Genomic DNA, 18,616 nt, shown 5'->3' on the forward strand with positions numbered 1-18,616 from the left:
CATGCCGGCGCTCCCCTCTGTGCTGCAAGTCCTGGGGCTGACCCTGTATCTGCTGGCCGCAGCCATATCACTCCTTGGCGGAGAAGCCCGCCACGGCCTGCTGATCGCGGCCATCGTCGGGCTGATAAGCTGGCGCATGAACTACCGTCATTATCGCCAGGTGGCGGACACGCCCACCTCCAGGCTGGGCAGCGCGGCGTTGGGTCAGGTCGAATTATGCGGCCGGGCCCGCTGCCATCCCGGCGCGCCCAACTACAGCCCCTTAAGCGGCCGGCGCTGCGCCTGGTATCGCTGCTGGCGCATAGACGAGCGCCGCAAGCTGGACTGGGATGACTGGCTGGCCTGGGCCTTGCAACGCTCCAACCGAATGGCAACCAGTACCAACCCGCCGGAAATCAGCAGCGACGACAGCTTCCTGCTAGTGGACGGCGACGCGGAAGCCACCATCCTCCCCGGCGCAGCGCAAGTGGTCGCCCGCCACCGGCGCCGCTGGCACGAGGATGGCATGCTGCTGATAGAGGAATGGATAGACGAAGACGAGGCCATCTATGTCCGCGGCCAGTTGCGACGCCTGGATTCTCGCGCCACCGCTCTGGACTTGCGCCTGGACATCGGCGCCAAACTGGCGGAATGGAAAAACGACAAGGAAGACCTGTTGCGACGCTTCGACCTGGATGGAGACGGCCAACTCAGCGGGCAGGAATGGTCGCTGGCGCGCGCGGCGGCTCAACGCGAAGTCATCGCCCTGCAGCAGGAACTGGCGCGACAGCCGGCCTCCTTGCTGCTGAGTGGCGATGAGCAAAGCGGGCCGCTCATCATCACCACCTTGTCGCCGGAACAAAGCGCGCGATGGTTCCGCCGCCGCGCCTGGCTCCACGCCGCCGTGGCGTTCGCCTGCGTATTGGGCTGGCTCAAGCTGGCTCGGCTCTAAATCACTATACTGAAGCCAGAGCACTCGCCACTTGGCAGGAGCGCACATGATCCGCTTGATCTACAGCAGTGCAGCCCACCACCCGGTTTCCGCCGAAACCATGCACAACCGCATCCGCCGTTTTCGCGACTACAACCAAAGCCAGGGCATCGCAAGCGTGCTGCTGATGCTGAACGACGACTTCCTGCAAATACTGGAAGGACCGGAAGAAAACATCGACGCGCTCTATCAACGCATCGCGCGCGACCCGCTGCACCATCAACTGACCTTGCTGTCGCGCGAGGAGATCGACCACCCCATGCTGGCGAACCATCCGCTGGAGTACCTTGCCCCTTCACCGCAAGCAGACGGCAAACCGCTGTCCGCGGCCGCCATCGCCCGAGACGCCGGCTGGACCCTGCACGGCAAGGTCCAGCAAGTAATCCAAAGCTTTCTCGACGGCAAATGGCATCACCACCTGCCCAACGGCATGAATCCGCAAGTACTGCGCCGCGGCTGAGAACCTGTTCACGATCTGCTTCGCATCCGAAACGCGACACGGCGAGCACGGCGTCGAAATACTCATGCTCCCTCAGCTCATTCCTCTTTCTCAATCGTAAACAAGTTCCAACCAAGGCTTAAGACGCGGCAGCCGCCAGCGCCTGGTCGACATCGGCCAGGATGTCGTCGATGTGTTCGATGCCTATCGACAAACGCACCATTTCCGGCCGCACCCCGGCGCGCAATTGCTCGTCGGCCGACAACTGGCGATGGGTGGTGGTGGCGGGGTGGCAGGCCAGCGACTTGGCGTCGCCGATATTCACCAGCCGGGTCACCAACTGCAAAGCGTCGATAAAGCGCCCGCCTGCCGCCGCGCCGCCCCGGATGCCGAAGGACAGTACGCCGGAAGCCTTGCCGCCGAAGTAACGCCGCGCCAGCCCGTGGTTCGGGTGATCCTCCAGCCCGGCGTATTCAACCCACTCCACCGCAGGATGAGCTCGCAGATGCTCGGCCACTTGCTGCGCGTTGGCGCAGATTCGGTCCATGCGCAACGCCAGTGTCTCTATGCCTTGCAAAATCAGAAAGGCGTTGAACGGCGCCAGCGCCGCTCCCATATTGCGCAAGGGCACCACTCGCGCCCGCGCGATATAGGCAGCCGCGCCCAGCGCCTCCACATAGTTGACGCCGTGATAGCTGACGTCCGGCGTGTTCAAGCGCGCGAAGCGCTCGGCGTGCTCCGCCCAGGGAAAGCGGCCGCTGTCGACGATGGCGCCGCCTATGCTGTTGCCGTGCCCGCCCAGATACTTGGTCAGGCTGTGCACCACGATATCGGCGCCGTGCTCGAACGGCCGGCATAGATAAGGAGACGGTACCGTGTTGTCGACGATCAGGGGCAGACCATGACGATGCGCCTGCTCGGCGAAGGCGGCGAAATCGACCACATTGCCTAGCGGATTGCCGATGGACTCGCAGAACACCGCTTTGGTGCGCGCGTCCACCAACTCCGTGATCTGCTCCGGCCGGCGATAGTCGACGAAGCGCACCTCGATGCCCAGTTGCGGCAAGGTGTGGGCGAACAGATTATAAGTGCCGCCATACAAGGTGCTGGTCGCGATGATGTTGTCGCCGGCCTCGGCGATGGTTTGTATCGCATAGGCGATCGCCGCCATGCCGGAAGCCACCGCCAAGGCGCCAATCCCGCCCTCCAGCGCCGCCACCCGCTTTTCCAGCACGTCGGTGGTCGGGTTCATGATGCGGGTGTAGATATTGCCCTGCACCTTGAGATCGAACAGATCCGCGCCGTGCTGGGTGCTATCGAAAGCGTAGCTGGTCGTTTGGTACAAAGGCACCGCCACCGCCTTGGTTGTCGGATCCGGCGCGTAGCCGGCATGCACCGCCAGGGTTTCCAGTTTCATCTCGTCAGTCCTTCCTTCTATAAAGTGAGTCGCGCGGCGTCCGCCCATGCCACCCGCCCACCTTAACCGGGAACCGAAACCAACAAAAGAAGCGAAACCTAAAACCGCCAAACCAAACAATCTATGCGGAAGCGAGCACAGACAATAGCCGAGACATTGATCATCAACCAGACCAAACAAATCAAATTATGTTTTTGCAAACAAGGAGTTGCCGCTCACACACGAAATCACAGCGATGCGTAAAAACGTCGGACCTCAAGCTATTTACATAGCCAATGCTTTCTATTATGATTCAGATACGAATTCATTTTGATGTGCTTCTTGCAGCATCGTGAATTCTCTTCAAGTCACGTTGATTTTTGAGCCCGCCTTCCGCGGGCTCATTTTTTTTCACTCCACACACTGCTCTCCTCTCGTCCAAACCCCGGCATACCCGCCCGTCATCACGCTTTCCGCTTGATAGTGTTTTTTTACAACAGTGACCGCCAATGAGTGAATTTCATAATTTCCCCATTTGCTTCATTGGCTTATGCAGACATTCGCATGTAAAACCACACATACAAAGCAACAATTGGTTGTTGATTTGCAACACAGCGTTTACCGAAAAGTTGCATTTAAACAACTTAGCCAATAGCATTTGCTCACATTCCTAAACCCATATAAAAGGATGACTTGACCATGAAAAAGAGTCTGATCGCCCTGCTGGTAGCTACTCTGCCGGCTGCAGCTTTCGCTGACGTGACCATCTACGGCAAAATCAAAGGCGGCGTTGAATACGTTGACGATGGTTCCACCAAGATCACCAACATCGACGACCTGGGTTCCCGTATCGGCTTCAAAGGCAAGGAAGACCTGGGCAACGGTCTGAAGGCTATCTGGCAAGTTGAAACCGGCTTCAGCGTTGACGGCGCTTCCAAGTCCAACTCCTCCACCGGCACCTTCGCTAACCGTAACTCCTTCGTAGGCCTGCAGAGCGATCTGGGCACCCTGCGTCTGGGCAACGTGTCCAACTTCCTGGACAGCGATATGGGCATCGTCGACAGCTGGGAATACGGTAGCGACGCACTGGGTCTGGGCGTGTTCACTCGTGACGGCACCCGTCTGAAGAACTCCGTACGCTACGACCTGCCGAGCATCGCTGGCTTCAGCGCTGCCCTGCAATACGGCACCAAAGAAGACAAGAGCAAGGACACCCAAGCTCGTGAAAGCGCTATCGTTGGCATCGGCTACGAAAACAGCGGCTTCTTCGGTAAGTACGCGTACATCCACGAGAGCAAAGCTCAGTCCGCCTACAACATCTATTTCGATGCTAACAACAAGTACTCCGTAGGCAAAGCTGCTGGCACAGGCCTGACTGCCGTTACTTCGGTTAACAGCACCGCCAATGACAAGCATCGTCTGGAAGTTGGCTACAACGCCAACAACCTGCTGGTTGCCTTCGGTTACCAGCAGCAAAAAGGTGGCCTGGACATCGTTGGCAGCACTTGGGCTAACGCAGTCATCAACGGCGTGCCGGCTTCCGATCTGAACAATGCTGGTCTGAACGACAAGTACAAGACTCGCGAGTACTCGTTGACCGCTGCCTACACCCTGGGCGCTTTCACCCCGAAATTCAGCTACGCCCACGGCGACAAGGTTGAGCTGGGTGGCAAGAAACTGGGTAACAGCGGCTACAACCAGTACGTACTGGGTGTTGACTACGCGATCTCCAAGCGCACCACCTTCGGTGCCCAGTTCGGTGTGTTCGACGTTAAGAGCGGCGACAACGCCATCAAAAACAACGACCTGAAGGCCGTTGGCGTGAACATGATCCACGCATTCTAATTTGTCGGTTCGACGCAAGAACCCACGAACAGAATGAGAAAAAGGCCCGCGCAAGCGGGCCTTTTTCATTGCGTCAAAAGCTCCCCAGCCGCCTACACCTGCGGCAAGCAAAGTGGAGACAGTCCCGGAAAAAGGATAAGAAGATCAACGCGAATACAGCTACAGCGGCGCACCCTCGCATCCATTTCACCATGTGGAGCAATGCTTGCTCCCACTCTTTAGCCCACCCAAAGCCTCATAAGCAAAAGCGCCGCCAAACCTTGCGGCGGAAGAAGAGGCACACACAACGCACGGGCATTCTTGACGACAGGCTCAACGCCCTAGCCCCCATCCCGCCACGGCGCAGCGGACATAGGACAGGCTCTTCGCCCCAAGTTGCAGGATGCGTGATCTGCGCCCTCCCGGCCCTCCCATGCATGCGGGCGCAAAAAAAGGGCAAGCTTGGCTTGCCCCCGATCTAAGACCTACCGAAACACCCTCAAGCCGAAGCGGCCTCGAACGCCCAGGTGTCCTCCAGCCCGAACTCCGCCCAGCACTCGCCGTTAGACCTGGCCTGCTGGCCAAAGGCGCGCAAACGCAGATCGCCATGCTGCAACAGGTATTCCCAGCGGTCGCCCAGATACATCGATGCGATCAGGCGCGCCGGCAGGCTGTTGCCGCCGGGCTCGTCCTGCACCCGCAGCCGCTCCAGCCGGATCACCGCCTCCGCCTGCTGCCCCACCTGCAATGCCTGCCGCGCGGTGGCTCGCAGCTGCCAGCCCTCGCCCTGCAGGGTCACGCTGTCGCCGTCCCGGGCCGCCACCTTGGCTTGCAGCGTGTTGTTGGCGCCCATGAATTGCGCGGTATAAAGGGAAGCCGGCGCGGAATACAGCTCGGTGGGACTGCCGGCCTGCTCGATGCGGCCGTTCTTCAACAACAAAATCTGGTCCGACATCGCCATCGCCTCGCCCTGATCGTGAGTGACGCACAAGGCGGACAAATTCATCGACACGATCAATTCGCGCAGCCAGGCGCGCGCCTCTTCGCGCAGCTTGGCGTCCAGATTGGACAAGGGCTCGTCCAGCAGAATCACCGGCGGGTTGTAGACCAGCGCGCGGGCGATGGCCACGCGCTGCTGCTGGCCGCCGGACAGTTGATGCGGATAGCGCTCGGCCAAATGCCCGAGCCCGAGCTTGTCCAGAATCTGCCTCACTCGCACGGCGATTTCCGCCGACGGAGTCTGACGCAGCTTCAAGCCGTAGCCGACGTTCTGCGCCACGGTGCGATGCGGCCACAAGGCGTAAGACTGGAACACCAGTCCCAGCGAGCGTTGCTCCACCGCCAGATTGCAGCCGGCGGACGCGTCGTACAAGGGGCGGCCGTCCAGCAGGATTTGGCCGGCCGACGGCTGCTCCAGCCCGGCGATGGCGCGCAGCAAGGTGGTCTTGCCGCTGCCGGAAGCGCCGAGCAGGGATACAACCTGGCCGGCGGCCAGATCAAAGGAAACGCCCTTCAAGATTGGATTCTGCTCGTAATTCAGATGCAGATCGCGCACGCTCAGCTTAGTCATGAAGTTTCACTCCCAGACGCAAGGCCAGCGCCAAGCCGGCGCCCACCATCAAGATATTGATCACAGACAGCGCCGCCACTTGGTCCACCGCGCCGGTGGCCCACAGGGACACCAGCAGGGAACCGATCACCTCGGTGCCCGGCGACAGCAAATACACCGCGGTCGAATACTCCCGCTCGAAAATCATGAAGATCAGCAGCCAGCTGGACAGCAGGCCGAAACGGATCAAGGGCAGCGTCACGTCCAGGCTGGTCCGCCGCTGGCTGGCCCCCGCGGTGCGGGCGGCCTCCTCCAGCTCCGGCCCCACCTGCAGCAAGGCGCTCTGCACCAGGCGCATGCCGTAGGCCAGCCAGACCACGGTGTAGGCCAGCCAGATCGACAGCATGCTGTTCTTGGCGCCCTGCAAGCCGGGCACGAACAGGAACACCCACAGGAAGGCCAGACCAGCCAGGATGCCCGGCACGGCGCGCGGCAACAGCACCAGATAGTCCAGCAGACGCGCGCCCCAATCGTGGCGGCGGTGGCCGGCGAACCCGACCAGGGTGTAGAAGCCCACCGCCAGCGCGCCGCCTATGATGCCGACGCCCAGGGTGTTGACGATGGCGCGGACGATGTTGTCCTCCTCGAACACCAGCGCGTAATGATCCAGCGTCAGCGTTTCCAGCAAGGACACGCCCTCGCCCCAGTGGCTGACCACGGAGCGCAGCGCGATGCCGGAAATCGGCACCACCACGGTGAGGAACAGCCACAGCAGCACGATGGCCAACGCCAGATAGCGCCACGGCCCCAGCGACAAGGGGTGCTGACGGCCGGCCTTGCCCTTGAGCGCGACGAAACGCTGGGCGCTGCGCAACAGCCGGCGCTGCAACAAGACCAGCGGAAAGGTGATCGCGATCAGACATACCGCCACCGCCGCCATCAGGTGATAGGACGGCACCCCCAGTTTATTGGTCAGCTTGTACAGATAGGTGGCCAACACCAGATGCCCTTCCGGGTCGCCCAGCACCAGCGGCAGGCCGAACACCTCGAAACCGAGGAACACCACCAGCACGCCGGCGAACAGCATCGACGGCATCACCATGGGCAAGCTGACGTCGCGCGCCACGCGGAAGGGGCTGGCGCCGGCCACCCGCGCCGCCTCCTCAACGTCCGAGCCCAGATTGCGCAGCGCCGCCGACGCGTACAGATAGACATGCGGCACATGGGTCAGGCCCGCCACCACCGCGATGCTGATCAGGGAATAAATATTCCAAGGCACCTCTTCCACGCCGAACCACTGCTTGAACCACAAGGAGTAAAAGCCCACCGGACCGGCCGCCACCACATAGCCGAAAGCCAGCACCATCGGCGACACGAACACCGGCGTCAGCAGCAAGGGCTCCAGCCAGCGACGGCCGGGCAAATCGGTGCGCGCCATCACAAACGCCAGCACGCCGCCCAACGGGATGGCGATCAAGGCCATGCCGGCGGCGATCACCAGCGAGTTGCCGAGCGCGGACCAAAAATCGGGGTCGGCGAACACAAAGCGGTAAGCGGCCAGCCCCATGCTCTTGTCCGCCATGAAGAAAGGCTGATCCAGCAGGCTTTGGTAGATCACCAGCGATAGCGGGGCCAGCACCAGCAGGGCCAGCGCGCCCAAGACCAGCCAGCGGCCGGCGGCGCTCCAACCCGGCCGGCCGCCGTGCGCGGCGGCGTCGGCGGCCGCGGCGAGGGCTGTCGGATTAATGGAGGAATTCATGCTTGCTCCCAGGCCTGCGCGCAGGCCTCTGCGCCGTCCGCGCGCGGCGGACGGCTGATTGAGTCATCGGAAACGACGGCCGCGGCGGCCGGAGGGAGTCGCTACTTCTTCAGCGCCTGCTGCCAGCTGCGCATGAAGTCCAGCCGCTTGGCCTGGTCCAGATAGACCAGCAGGCCGGTGCCCACCTGAATGGGCTTGGCGCTGCCGCCCAATTGCTGGTTCAAGGCGGCAATGGAAGTCGCGCCGCTCACATCGCTGCGCAGCGAGAACAGATCCGACTGGTTAGCCAGCACGGTCTGGCCGCGCTTGGACAATAGATAGTCCAGCCACAGTCGCGCCGCGCTGGGATTGCGCGCTTTCTTGGAGATGATGGCCAGCCGGCTGACCACCTGGGTGTAGTCCTTGGGATAGACGTAGCCGATGGCCGGGTCTTTCTTCGCCTTGGCGTAAGCGTAGGAGCCGAGGATGTTGTAGCCGATCAGGTTTTCGCCCGAGGAGATCCGCTCCATCATCGCCCCGGTGGACGTTTGCAGCTTGACGCCGCTGGCGCCCAGCATACGCGCCAATTCCCAGGCGCCGTTGGCGTTGTGACGCACGTCCTGGGTCAGGAAGTTGAAACCGACGCCGGACTTCTCCACATCGTAGGTGGTGACCTTGCCCTTGAAGCGGGCCGGGTTCGCCTTGAGGATGCGCACCAGGTCGGCGCGGGTCTGCGGGATTTCTTCCGGCTTCAGCAAGCGCTTGTTGTAGACGATGGCCACCGGCTCGTAGGTGGTGCCGTAGGCCTGCTGCTGATAATGCGCCCAGGACGGCAGATTGGCCGCCTCTGGTGAAGCATAGCTGGCGGCGTAGCCGTCATTGACGAACTTCACCTGCAGATCCATCGCCGAACTCCACACCACGTCGGCGCTGGCGCTGTTGGCCGCGTTCTCGCTGATGAAGCGGTTGTAGATCTCGGTGCTGTTCATATCGTGGTATTCCACTTTGACGCTGGGATACAAGGCCTGGAAGTCCTTGATCAGGGGCCGCGCTGCGGCGCTGTCGGTGGCCGAATACACCACCACCTTGCCTTCCTTGACGGCGGCGTCCACCAGGTTCTGGTAACTGGCGGGATAGCCGGCGGGCAATGCAGCCCAAACGGCGGCGGAACCCAGCGCACAGCACAGCGCGGACAGGCTTCTGACTCTATTCATGGTGTTGCTCCTAGGTAGATGAAGATGTTGGCGACATCTTTCGAATCGCGCAGCTCTATTGGCTTCGCTTGCCCAGCCATGATATTAGAGTAAAGCTTTCAATCCGCTTTCAGTGACTCAACCATGCGCCTGCTCTTGGTGGAAGACAATCCGGCCTTGTCCGAATCGCTGGCCCAGGCCTTGCGACAGGCCGGTTTCGCGGTGGACTGTATGCTCAACGGCAGCGACGCCGATCATGTGCTCCGCACGCAAGACTACGCGCTGGCCATCCTTGACTTGGACCTGCCCAAACTCAACGGCTGGGAAGTCCTGCGCCGGCTGCGCGGCCGCAAGCAAACGCTGCCGGTGCTGATACTGACCGCGCACGGCTCGGTGGAGGAGCGGGTGCGCGGCCTGGACCTGGGCGCCGACGACTATCTGGCCAAGCCCTTCGATCTCAACGAACTGGAAGCTCGGGTGCGCGCGCTGATCCGCCGCAGCCACGGCCGAGAGAGCCCTCTGCTGGAATTAGGCCCCCTCAGCTACGACAGCGTCGGACGCCAGTTTCAACTGAGCGGCGACGCGCTGCACCTGACCCCGCGCGAGCACGCGGTGCTGGAAGTGCTGATGCTGCAAGGCGGCAAGGCTATCGGCAAGAGCCAGCTATCGGAAAAGATTTTCGGCCTGGATGAAACCGGCAGCGCCGAAGCCATCGAAATCTATGTGCACCGCCTGCGCAAGAAACTGGCCGGCCAGCCGGTTTCCATCGTGACCCTGCGCGGGCTGGGCTATCTGTTGACCACTCCGTAAATGCGAACCGCCCTCTCCCGTTTCAAACCCGCCAGCTTGCGCAAGCAATTGCTGCTCGGGCTGTCCGCTCCACTGCTGCTGATGCTGGCGCTGGACGGCTGGATGACTTACAACCGCGCCTTGCAGGCGGCCAATACCGCCTTCGACCGCATGTTGCTCAGCTCCGGCCGCGCCATCGCCGACGGCGTCGCCGCCCATGACGGCGCCGTCAGCGTGGACATCCCCTATTTCGCCCTGCAGATGTTCGAGTCCAACGCTTCCGGCAAGGTGTTCTATCGCGTCAGCCGCGCGGACGGCGCGCTGCTCACCGGCTACGACGATTTACCGCTGCCGCCGCCGCGCCGGCGCGAGGGCATCCGCTACCAACCCGATTACATGGACATCCCCTATCACGGCGAAACGCTGCGCCTGCTGACCTTGCGGCTATCGGTGCGCGACATGAGCACGCTGCGCAGCCAGGACGTGTGGATACAGGTGGCGGAAACGCCTGAATCGCGAGAGCAACTGGCACGTACCTTGCTCATCGGATCCCTAGCGCAGGAAACGCTGCTCGGCATCCTCATGCTTGCCATCGTGCTGCTGGCGGTTGGCCATAGCCTGCGCCCTTTGCGTCGTCTGTCCCGTAATGTGGTGGCGCGCAAGGAAACCGATCTCAGCCCCCTGCCCAGCCGCGAGTTGCCCACCGAGTTGACGCCCTTGGTGGAGGCGCTGAACCAGCAAGGCGTGCGCTGGCATAAATTGCAGGCGGCGCGCCGCCGCTTCATCGACGACGCCGCCCATCAGCTGAAAACGCCGCTGGCAGTGATGCGGACGCAAGCGGAGTTGGCGCGTCGCCAAGCGCTCGAGCCCTCATTGCGCCAGCAATTGGACAAACTGCTCGCCTCTCTGGACAGCGCCAGCCACGGCGTGCACCAGCTATTGCAACTGGCGCGAGTGGAGCCGGACAACGGCCAAGCTATCGAACTGCACGACATGGACCTGGCAGCCTGGGTCAGGGAGTGGGCTCTGGAGCAAGCGCCCTGGGCGCACGGCCAAGGCGCGGATCTGGGTTACGAAGGGGAGGATACGGTGCGGATACGCGGCAACGCCGGTCTGCTGCGGGAATTGCTGGCCAACCTACTGGACAACGCCATCCGCTACCACCCCAGGGACCGGGACGCGCAAATCACGATCGCGGCCGGCGCGTTGCCGACGCCGTGGCTGCGTGTCGACGACAACGGCCACGGCATCGCAGAAACGGAACAAGACAAGGTATGGCTGCGTTTTTATCGCATCGCCGGCGCAGCCAGTAGCGGCAGCGGCCTGGGCTTGGCCATTGTCAGGGAGATCGCCCACCGGCACGGAGCGGCGGTGGAGTTGAGCCGCAACGCCGGGGGCGGGCTCTGCGTCAAACTGCAGTTCCCCCCGGCTGACAACGAAGCGGTTTAGAACGGGAGCTGGTACAACGGGTTACGGCTATCGGCGCCTTCCGCGCGGATGCGCTCCAGTTCGGTGCGCAAGGCGGTCAGCAACCACTGTTCGCGCATTTTGTCCCCTTCCGGATGCTCGTTCAGCATTCGGTACAAAGCCATGCCGTGGAAGGTAGTCATCATGGTCAGTAAAGTGGCGAAGAAGCCGGTAGAGATCGCGTAACGCGGAAACAGCGACGCCATCATCGCGACGAATCGATCGCGGAAGTAGTTGCTGGAGCTGGCCAGGAAAATTTCCCGCAGGTCGGCGGTGGTTCGCGCCGCCATCAGCAGTTCCATCAACACGATGTGGCGCGGCGACAGCACCAAGGCCTTCATCAGCGCGACGATTCTCTCCTCTTCCGGCATCGTCCCGGGCATTTCCGCCGCCAGCTTGAGGCCGGCCTCGAAAATATCGTCGACCACCTTGCGCCCCACCGGCAGCATCAGTTCGTTCTTGGTGGCGAAATGGCGGAATAAGGCCCCCTGGGAGACGCCGGCCCGGCTGCAGATCAACTGCACGCTGGTACCGTGATAGCCAAACTCCAGCAGACACTCGATGGCCGCTTCCACCAGTTTCCCTATGGTGGACTCCCTACGACTTTGTTGTGTTCGTCTAGTTTGCATTATATTCTTATGTCATGTTTATCCCAACCAAGGTTTGATGATACGCGAAACTTTTGCCATAAGCGAGGGTGAGCGCACGCTAAATAGGCCAGTGAGTAGTTTCAACTAGATACGACGGGGAAAATGATGTTCTTTTTAAGATTACTTCCCAATAACACTTAAAAAGAGAGCGCAAAAATTAGAATAATTATTATTAAATTGCGTAGTCCTGATGATTTGGAACATTTTGCATGGCAGACTGTCTTCCCTGCCGTATCCACGGGAGCCTGGCTGCCGGCGTGGCATCCGCGCAACGCGGTAAAATAGCGGCAAGATCGCCGCGGATATGGGAAAAACACTGCCACTGCCAAGACAATGGCTCTCACCGGCCTTTGGCTGCTCAGTCCTCTATCCACTCGTTCTCAGAGTACTAGGCTTCTTCCCAAGATAACAAGCACGCACTCAAGCAATGTCATCTTTAGGAAGCAGACAGTTTCTAATCGAAAAAATAAATACGCCAAAACAACATTTCAACAAAAATACGATGCTCAATTACTTGATACGGGAAAATATTCACTTATAGGTTCACATCCGAACATTACTCGGAGTCTAGCCCCCCGTGCTGACAAAACCTGACGGACCAGCCTCAAACAGCCAGTCCACCGGGCTCAATTCAACTGCGCTCGCCCAAAGTCCACACGTCCAAACGGGCTAACTGCATAGCCGCTCAAACTCTTGCTTGCCAATGCGTAAGCGGTTGGGTGCGCCAACGGCAGCCACAAGGCTTGTTCCTGGATCAACTTTTGCGCCGCCAGATACAGTTTGGCGCGCTGCGCGAAGTCGCTGCTCTTCTTGCCATCGCTGATGAACTTGTCCAGCTTGACGTCGCAGAAACGCGCGAAATTGGTGCCGGACTGCACCGCCGAGCAGGAGAATTGCGGTGTCAGAAAATTGTCCGGGTCGCCATTATCGCCAGCCCACCCCATGAACAATAGCTCATGCTCTCCGGCTTTGGCGCGCTTGATCAGCTCCCCCCACTCGATCACCTTGATCTGCACCTTAACGCCGATCTTGGCCAGATCCGACTGCAACAGTTCGGCGCCGGCCTTGGGATTGGGGTTCAGCGTGCTGCCGCTGGGTCGCACCCATACCGTGGTTTCGAAACCGTCTGGATAGCCTGCCTGGGCCAGCAGCTTCTTGGCTCGCGCCGTATCGTAGGGATAGGGCTTCACGCCCTTGTTATAACTCCACGTATTGGGCGGATAAGGCAGGTCCGCCGCGGTGGCGGTGTTGTCGAATACCGTTTTCAGGTAGCTGCTCTTATCGAAAGCCAGGTTGAGCGCCTGCCGCACCAAGGGGTTGTTCAGCGGCTTTTTCTGGCTGTTGAAGGCGATGAAGGCCGTCATGAAAGCAGGGGTCTGCAACACCTGCAGCTTGGAATCGACCTTGGCCGCCAACACATCCTGCGGCTTGGGTGACAAGGCTAGCTGGCACTCTCCCGCCTTCAATTTCTGCGCCCTCACCGCCGAATCAGGAGTGATAGCGTAGATCAACGCGCCGACCTTGGGTTTGGCGCCCCAATAGGCGAGGTTTGGCGCGTAGCGCACCACCGCGTCCTTCTGGAAGCTACGGAAGACAAAAGGGCCGGTACCGATGGGCTTGGCGTTCAAGTCAGCCTGACGACCGGCCGCCAGCAACTGCCCGGCGTATTCAGCCGAGTAGATCGACGCGAAACCCATCGTCAGGCTGGACAGAAAGGTGGCTTCCGGATAGTTCAGCTCGAAACGCACGGTATTGGCATCGACCTTCTGCACGGCCTTGATCAGCTTGGGAAACTGCATCGACTGCGCGTGCGGATAACCGTTCGGCGCGCTCTTGTACCAAGGGTGCGCGGGGTTGAGCATGCGTTCGAAGGTGAACACTACGTCGTCGGCCGTCAGCTTGCGGCCAGGCTTGAAATAATCGGTGGCGTGAAACGCGACATTGGGACGCAGCTTGAAGGTATAGCTGAGGCCGTCCTCGCTGACCTGCCAGCTTGCGGCCAGCCCCGGGGTCACTTTGCGAGTAGCCGGATCGTATTCGACCAAGCGGTTCATCAGCACGTCCGCCGACGCATTGGTGGTGACGAGGGAGTTGTACTGCACCACGTCGAAACCTTCCGGATTGGCGTCCGTGCACACGGTCAACGGGCGCGCAGCCAGTGCCAGGGTCGGCGCCAGGGCCAAAGCCAACATCGTCAATTGCTTGTTCATCGGCATTTCCTTATCAAACTGCATGGCATCTTCGGTATCAGAAACGAAGGTTAAGCGAATAAGCGCAAAAAACAAACCATCGATTATGCATATCCATATTCGCACCGCGGGCCAGACCGAAATTTGAGCCCTGCGCAAATTGCCGCTACAGTCAAAGCGAACAGCCAGAATACAAAGCGCCATCGACATGACCCGCCGCCACTGCCTGCTTGCTCTGCTTTTGACCTGCCTTGCCGCCACGCAACCGCGGGCCGCGCCAAACCCCACGCTGGACATCCTCACTGAGGATGATCCGCCTCTGACGTTTGAGCAAGACGGCAAGGCCTCCGGCCTAGTGGTGGAGGTGGTTCAAGGCATACAGCGCCGCGTCGGCAACCACGACCCCATCTCCGTTGTGCCTTGGGCGCGCGGCTACCGCCAAGCTCAACAGCAGCCGAACACCGTGCTGTTCAACACCAACCGCACCCCAGAACGGGAACGCATGTTCAAGTGGGTGGGCCCGGTTACCGAAACCCTGGGCTGCCTGTTCGTGCGGCGGGACAGCCCGATCAAGCTGCAGACGCTGGACGACGCCCGCAAACTGCCGCAGATCATGGTGGTTCGGGACTGGTATCTGCAACAGCTGCTAAGCGCGCAGAACTTCTCCAATCTGGCCACCGTGGCCACGCCGGACCAGTTGCTGAACATGTTGATGCGCAAGCGCGCCGACGTCATCGTTAGCGAAAACACCACCCTGCCCCACCAGCTGCGGCAACAGGGCTTCGACCCGTCCCAGGTGCGCAAGGCGCTGACCTTCTCCCACACTTACGGCTACATCGCCTTTTCCCGTCAGACGCCGGACGCGGTGATCAAGGCTTGGCAGCAGGCGCTGGATGAGATGAAGCGCGACGGCAGCTTCGCCGCGCTGTACCGGCACTGGCTGCCCGGCGAGGCGGTACCCGGCATTAACCCGCCTGCCCCCTGATCACTCGAAGCGGCTGCGCCACCAGGCCACCAGCTCCTCGGCCGGCAAAGATCGCGAATAGAGATAACCCTGACCGCTATGGCAGCCGCGCGCCAACAGCAAGGCGTGCTGGGACTCGGTTTCCACCCCTTCGGCCAGCACTTGCAGACCCAGGCTTTCCGCCATCGACACGATGGCCGCCACCATCGCCAGGTCGCGCTCGTCGCTATCCAGCCGGATGATGAAGCTGCGGTCTATCTTCAATTCATCAATGGGCAGCCGCTTGAGGTAGGACAATGAGGAAAAGCCGGTCCCGAAGTCATCCACGCTGACGTGAAAGCCCATGCGCTTGAGCATAGGCAGCGCCTTCATTGCGCTATCCGCGTCCATCAAGGTGCCCTCGGTGATCTCCAAGCACAGTTGCTCTGGCGGCGCCCCGCTTTCTTCTGCGATCACGCGCAAGCGCGACACGGCGTCCGGCAAACCGAAGAAGCGCGCCGACAGATTGACGCTGACTCGCCAGGGCGGCAGCCCCTGCCCTCGCCAGGCCACGACCTGCTTGCAGACATTGCGGAACACGTATTCGTCGATATCGATGATCAAGCCTGTTTTTTCAGCGATGGCGATGAACTCGGCCGGCGATTGCCTGCGCCCATCCAACTCCCAGCGCAACAAGGCCTCCACCCCCAGCATGTCCTGGCTGCGCAACGTCAGTTGCGGCTGGTACTCAAGCCTCAGTTCCTGCCGCTGCAGAGCCTGGCGCAGACCGGTTTCAATCTGCAGGCGCTGACGCACGCCGTCGGCCATATCCTCGGAGAAGAAACAATAGCCGTTCTTGCCCGCGTACTTGGCGCGGTACATCGCCATATCGGCGTCGCGCATCAAACCCTCCGGCGTGTCGGCGTCGCAGGGGCAGCAGCTAACCCCGATGCTGGCGGACAAAAAATAACGGTGATCTCCGTCCTGGCACGGCGTCGCCAGCGCCGCCAGCATCTGTTCGGCCAAGTGCTCGGCGTCGCCGTCCGCGGCGTTTTCGGCCAAAGCCACAAACTCGTCGCCTCCGATGCGAAACAAAAGATCATGCCCGCGCACGCAAGCGCGCAGCCGTTCTGCCACGATACGCAATAGGCGGTCTCCCACCTCATGTCCCAAGTTATCGTTGATAAGGCGAAAATCGTCCAAATCCACCAACAGCAGATACAAGCGCCGCCCCGAACGCTGATGATTCCTCAAGCTCCATTGCAGCCGCTCATTCAACTGCACACGGTTGGGCAGCTGAGTCAGACTGTCATGCTTGGCGAGAAACTCGATATCTAGCTGCGAACGCTTCAAGGTGGATACGTCTCGGGCAAAACCCATGGCGCGCCGCGGCCGTCCCTGCTCGTCTCGCCACAGGCTTGCGCTCACCTGCATCCATACCTGCCCCTGCTCCGGCGTGGCGATGCGAAACTGACATTCGTGCAGACTCTCTCCAGCCTCCGCCGGCAAAGCCAGCCACCGCCGGCGCAGCTCATCCAGATCCTCCGCATGGATTTGCCCCAGCAAAGCGTCCAGGCTGTCATGGCGATAATCCTCGGCCCGCCCGAAAATGCGCCCCACCGGCCCCTCCTCATGCAAGACGTCGTCGACCAGATCCAACTCCCAGGCAATCTGCTCCGCCGCGTACAACGCTTGCTTCAGGCGCATCGCCGAGCGGCGCCGCTCTCCAATCAATCGCCCCACCCGCGCCAGCAACTCCGCCACGGAAAACGGCTTGAACAAAAACTCCTGCACTCTGTTCTGCAGCATCCGCAGCCGCAGCGAGTCGTCGGCCCTCGCTGACAGCATCACCACTGGAATGTCCTCGGTCTGTCGATTGCCGCGCAGCGCCGACACCAGCTCTTCGCCGCCCATGCCCGGCATCATCAGATCGCTAATAATCAAGTCCGGCTGCTCGCTCAAGGCCAATTGCAAACCGCGGCCGCCCTCCGGCGCCGTCATGACTCGATAATGTTTGCCCAGCGCGCCGGCGATGAAGGCGCTCATATCGCGGTTGTCCTCCACCAACAGCACCAGCGCTTGGCCGTTTTTGTCCGGCAAGGCCGCGGTCTCGCCCAGTTGCGGCGCGGGCAAAGGCACCGCGCCGCCGGCCAGCAGATCGTCCAGCCGCAAGTATTCCGACACCACCGGCGTCCCCGCCGGCGCCTCCAAGGGCAGGCTCAGTTGGAACAAGGCGCCGCCGCCCTCCGCCGCGGACAAACACACTTCGCCATGGTGCAGTTCGATAAACTCCTTGACGATGGCCAGGCCCAGCCCGGTACCGCCATGGCGACCGTAATCGCCGTCCTCCACTTGCACGAAGCGCTCAAAAACCTTGTCGCGCATCTCGGCCGGCACCCCCGGCCCATTGTCACGCACCCGAATGTCGGCTTGCCGCCCTCGCAGTTCCAGCGCGATCTGAATATGACCGCCGTCCGGCGTAAATTTGAAGGCATTGGACAGCAGGTTCAACAAAACCCGCTGCAACTTGATCGCATCGACCTGAGCCGGGGCCGTTGTCGGTGCGGCCACTTGGTAATCGATGCGTCTGTCGCTGGCCAGAGAAGCAAAATAAGAGGCGACATGGCGCACCAACTCGGCCAGATCCAGCTGCACATAACGCAGCTTCAGCTCCCCCGCGTCCAGCTTGGCCACGTCCAGCAAATCGTTCACCTGCTGCAACAACATGCGCGCCTGCCTCTGGATCAAGGATAGATTGGGCGCCTCCCCCGGCTCGGCTTGCCCGGACAGGAAGCGTTCGACCTGCCCCAGAATCAGCGTCAGCGGGGTGCGCAGTTCATGACTGACATTGGCGAAAAATCGCGTCTTCATCTGGTCCAGCTCCCGCATTTGCTGATTCAAGCGGGCCAGTTCGCTATTCGATTCCTTCAAGTCGGTGTTGGCGCGAGCGATCAGCGCGTGCTGATTCACCATTTCGGCTTCTAAGACCGCCGCATTATTCTTCAACCATTCGACGGAAAAATCCCTCACCGCGCTCTCGCCGCGCAAGCGCACAAACTCGCTGACATCCTGAACGCTGTGGATGATGCAGCTGACGCTGCCGTCGGCGCGCTTCACCGGCCAATTTGTCGGGCTCCAGTAGCGCTCCTCGAAGCTCCCGTCCGGTCGGGGAATATCGTATTTCTGCATCGCCATGCTGTCCTCAACCCCGGTGGACAGCACACGCTGCAAAGAAATGCGCAGATTGCGCGAGCCCTCGCCTTCCGGGTCGTCGGGATTGACCGGAAAGATATCGAACAGATTGCGCCCCAGGATGGACTCGCGCCGGGTCAGCGTCGTCTGCAGATAAATATCGCTGGCGGCGACGACATTGAAATCGGTGTCCAGCACCAAGTACAGCCCTGGCGACCGTTCGAACAACAGCTGAAAATCCGGCGCGGCAACCGCAGCCGGCACGCTCAACGCCAAC

The 18,616-nt window shown here is 61.1% G+C and carries 13 protein-coding genes; 6 read left to right on the forward strand and 7 right to left on the reverse strand.

Going from position 1 to position 18,616, the window contains the following annotated elements:
• Position 1 precedes the first annotated feature (1 nt).
• Both MOV80_RS02335 and MOV80_RS02340 read left to right on the forward strand, forming a co-directional pair.
• Positions 2-931, forward strand: coding sequence for a hypothetical protein (locus MOV80_RS02335; RefSeq protein WP_019103311.1), 930 nt, complete (start codon positions 2-4; stop codon positions 929-931).
• A 46-nt stretch (positions 932-977) separates the two neighbouring features.
• Positions 978-1,430, forward strand: a complete 453-nt coding sequence (locus tag MOV80_RS02340; RefSeq protein WP_019103310.1) for a BLUF domain-containing protein — start codon at positions 978-980, stop codon at positions 1,428-1,430.
• Between the two features lie 118 nt (positions 1,431-1,548).
• On the opposite strand, the gene MOV80_RS02345 is transcribed toward MOV80_RS02340, so the two are convergent.
• A complete protein-coding gene (locus MOV80_RS02345) occupies positions 1,549-2,826 on the reverse strand; it encodes an aminotransferase class I/II-fold pyridoxal phosphate-dependent enzyme (RefSeq protein WP_161523332.1) in 1,278 nt (425 codons plus the stop codon).
• A gap of 678 nt (positions 2,827-3,504) precedes the next feature.
• Here MOV80_RS02345 and MOV80_RS02350 point away from each other — a divergent pair.
• Positions 3,505-4,650 carry a porin gene (locus MOV80_RS02350; protein ID WP_249604798.1) on the forward strand — a complete coding sequence of 382 codons (1,146 nt, stop codon included), beginning with the start codon at positions 3,505-3,507 and terminating at the stop codon, positions 4,648-4,650.
• Between the two features lie 478 nt (positions 4,651-5,128).
• Here the strand turns inward: MOV80_RS02350 and MOV80_RS02355 are convergent, their stop codons facing one another.
• The 3 genes from MOV80_RS02355 to MOV80_RS02365 form a co-directional block, all read right to left on the reverse strand.
• Complete coding sequence (locus MOV80_RS02355) at positions 5,129-6,199, reverse strand: ABC transporter ATP-binding protein (protein ID WP_249604799.1); 1,071 nt, start codon at positions 6,197-6,199, stop codon at positions 5,129-5,131.
• On the reverse strand, positions 6,192-7,937 hold the full coding sequence (locus MOV80_RS02360; protein WP_043591840.1) for an iron ABC transporter permease: 1,746 nt from the start codon (positions 7,935-7,937) through the stop codon (positions 6,192-6,194). The genes MOV80_RS02355 and MOV80_RS02360 overlap by 8 nt, the downstream gene beginning before the upstream one ends.
• A gap of 101 nt (positions 7,938-8,038) precedes the next feature.
• The gene (locus MOV80_RS02365; RefSeq protein ID WP_118266715.1) at positions 8,039-9,130 is read right to left on the reverse strand and encodes an ABC transporter substrate-binding protein; all 1,092 of its coding nucleotides are present in this window, start codon (positions 9,128-9,130) and stop codon (positions 8,039-8,041) included.
• 123 nt (positions 9,131-9,253) lie between these two features.
• Between MOV80_RS02365 and MOV80_RS02370 the strand changes: the two genes are divergently transcribed.
• Positions 9,254-9,919, forward strand: coding sequence for a response regulator (locus MOV80_RS02370; RefSeq protein WP_019103304.1), 666 nt, complete (start codon positions 9,254-9,256; stop codon positions 9,917-9,919).
• Complete coding sequence (locus MOV80_RS02375; protein ID WP_249604800.1) at positions 9,920-11,347, forward strand: sensor histidine kinase; 1,428 nt, start codon at positions 9,920-9,922, stop codon at positions 11,345-11,347.
• Here the strand turns inward: MOV80_RS02375 and MOV80_RS02380 are convergent.
• Positions 11,344-11,994 carry a TetR/AcrR family transcriptional regulator gene (locus MOV80_RS02380; RefSeq protein ID WP_081546138.1) on the reverse strand — a complete coding sequence of 217 codons (651 nt, stop codon included), beginning with the start codon at positions 11,992-11,994 and terminating at the stop codon, positions 11,344-11,346. The two genes, MOV80_RS02375 and MOV80_RS02380, sit on opposite strands and share 4 nt — an antisense overlap.
• Positions 11,995-12,641: 647 nt before the next feature.
• Positions 12,642-14,225 carry an ABC transporter substrate-binding protein gene (locus MOV80_RS02385; protein ID WP_043591844.1) on the reverse strand — a complete coding sequence of 528 codons (1,584 nt, stop codon included), beginning with the start codon at positions 14,223-14,225 and terminating at the stop codon, positions 12,642-12,644.
• Between the two features lie 187 nt (positions 14,226-14,412).
• Between MOV80_RS02385 and MOV80_RS02390 the strand changes: the two genes are divergently transcribed.
• On the forward strand, positions 14,413-15,189 hold the full coding sequence (locus MOV80_RS02390; protein ID WP_043591845.1) for an ABC transporter substrate-binding protein: 777 nt from the start codon (positions 14,413-14,415) through the stop codon (positions 15,187-15,189).
• On the opposite strand, the gene MOV80_RS02395 is transcribed toward MOV80_RS02390, so the two are convergent.
• Complete coding sequence (locus MOV80_RS02395; RefSeq protein WP_249604801.1) at positions 15,190-18,615, reverse strand: EAL domain-containing protein; 3,426 nt, start codon at positions 18,613-18,615, stop codon at positions 15,190-15,192.
• Position 18,616: the final 1 nt, after the last annotated feature.

This window comes from Chromobacterium sp. IRSSSOUMB001, assembly GCF_023507765.1.
Lineage (GTDB): Bacteria > Pseudomonadota > Gammaproteobacteria > Burkholderiales > Chromobacteriaceae > Chromobacterium > Chromobacterium haemolyticum.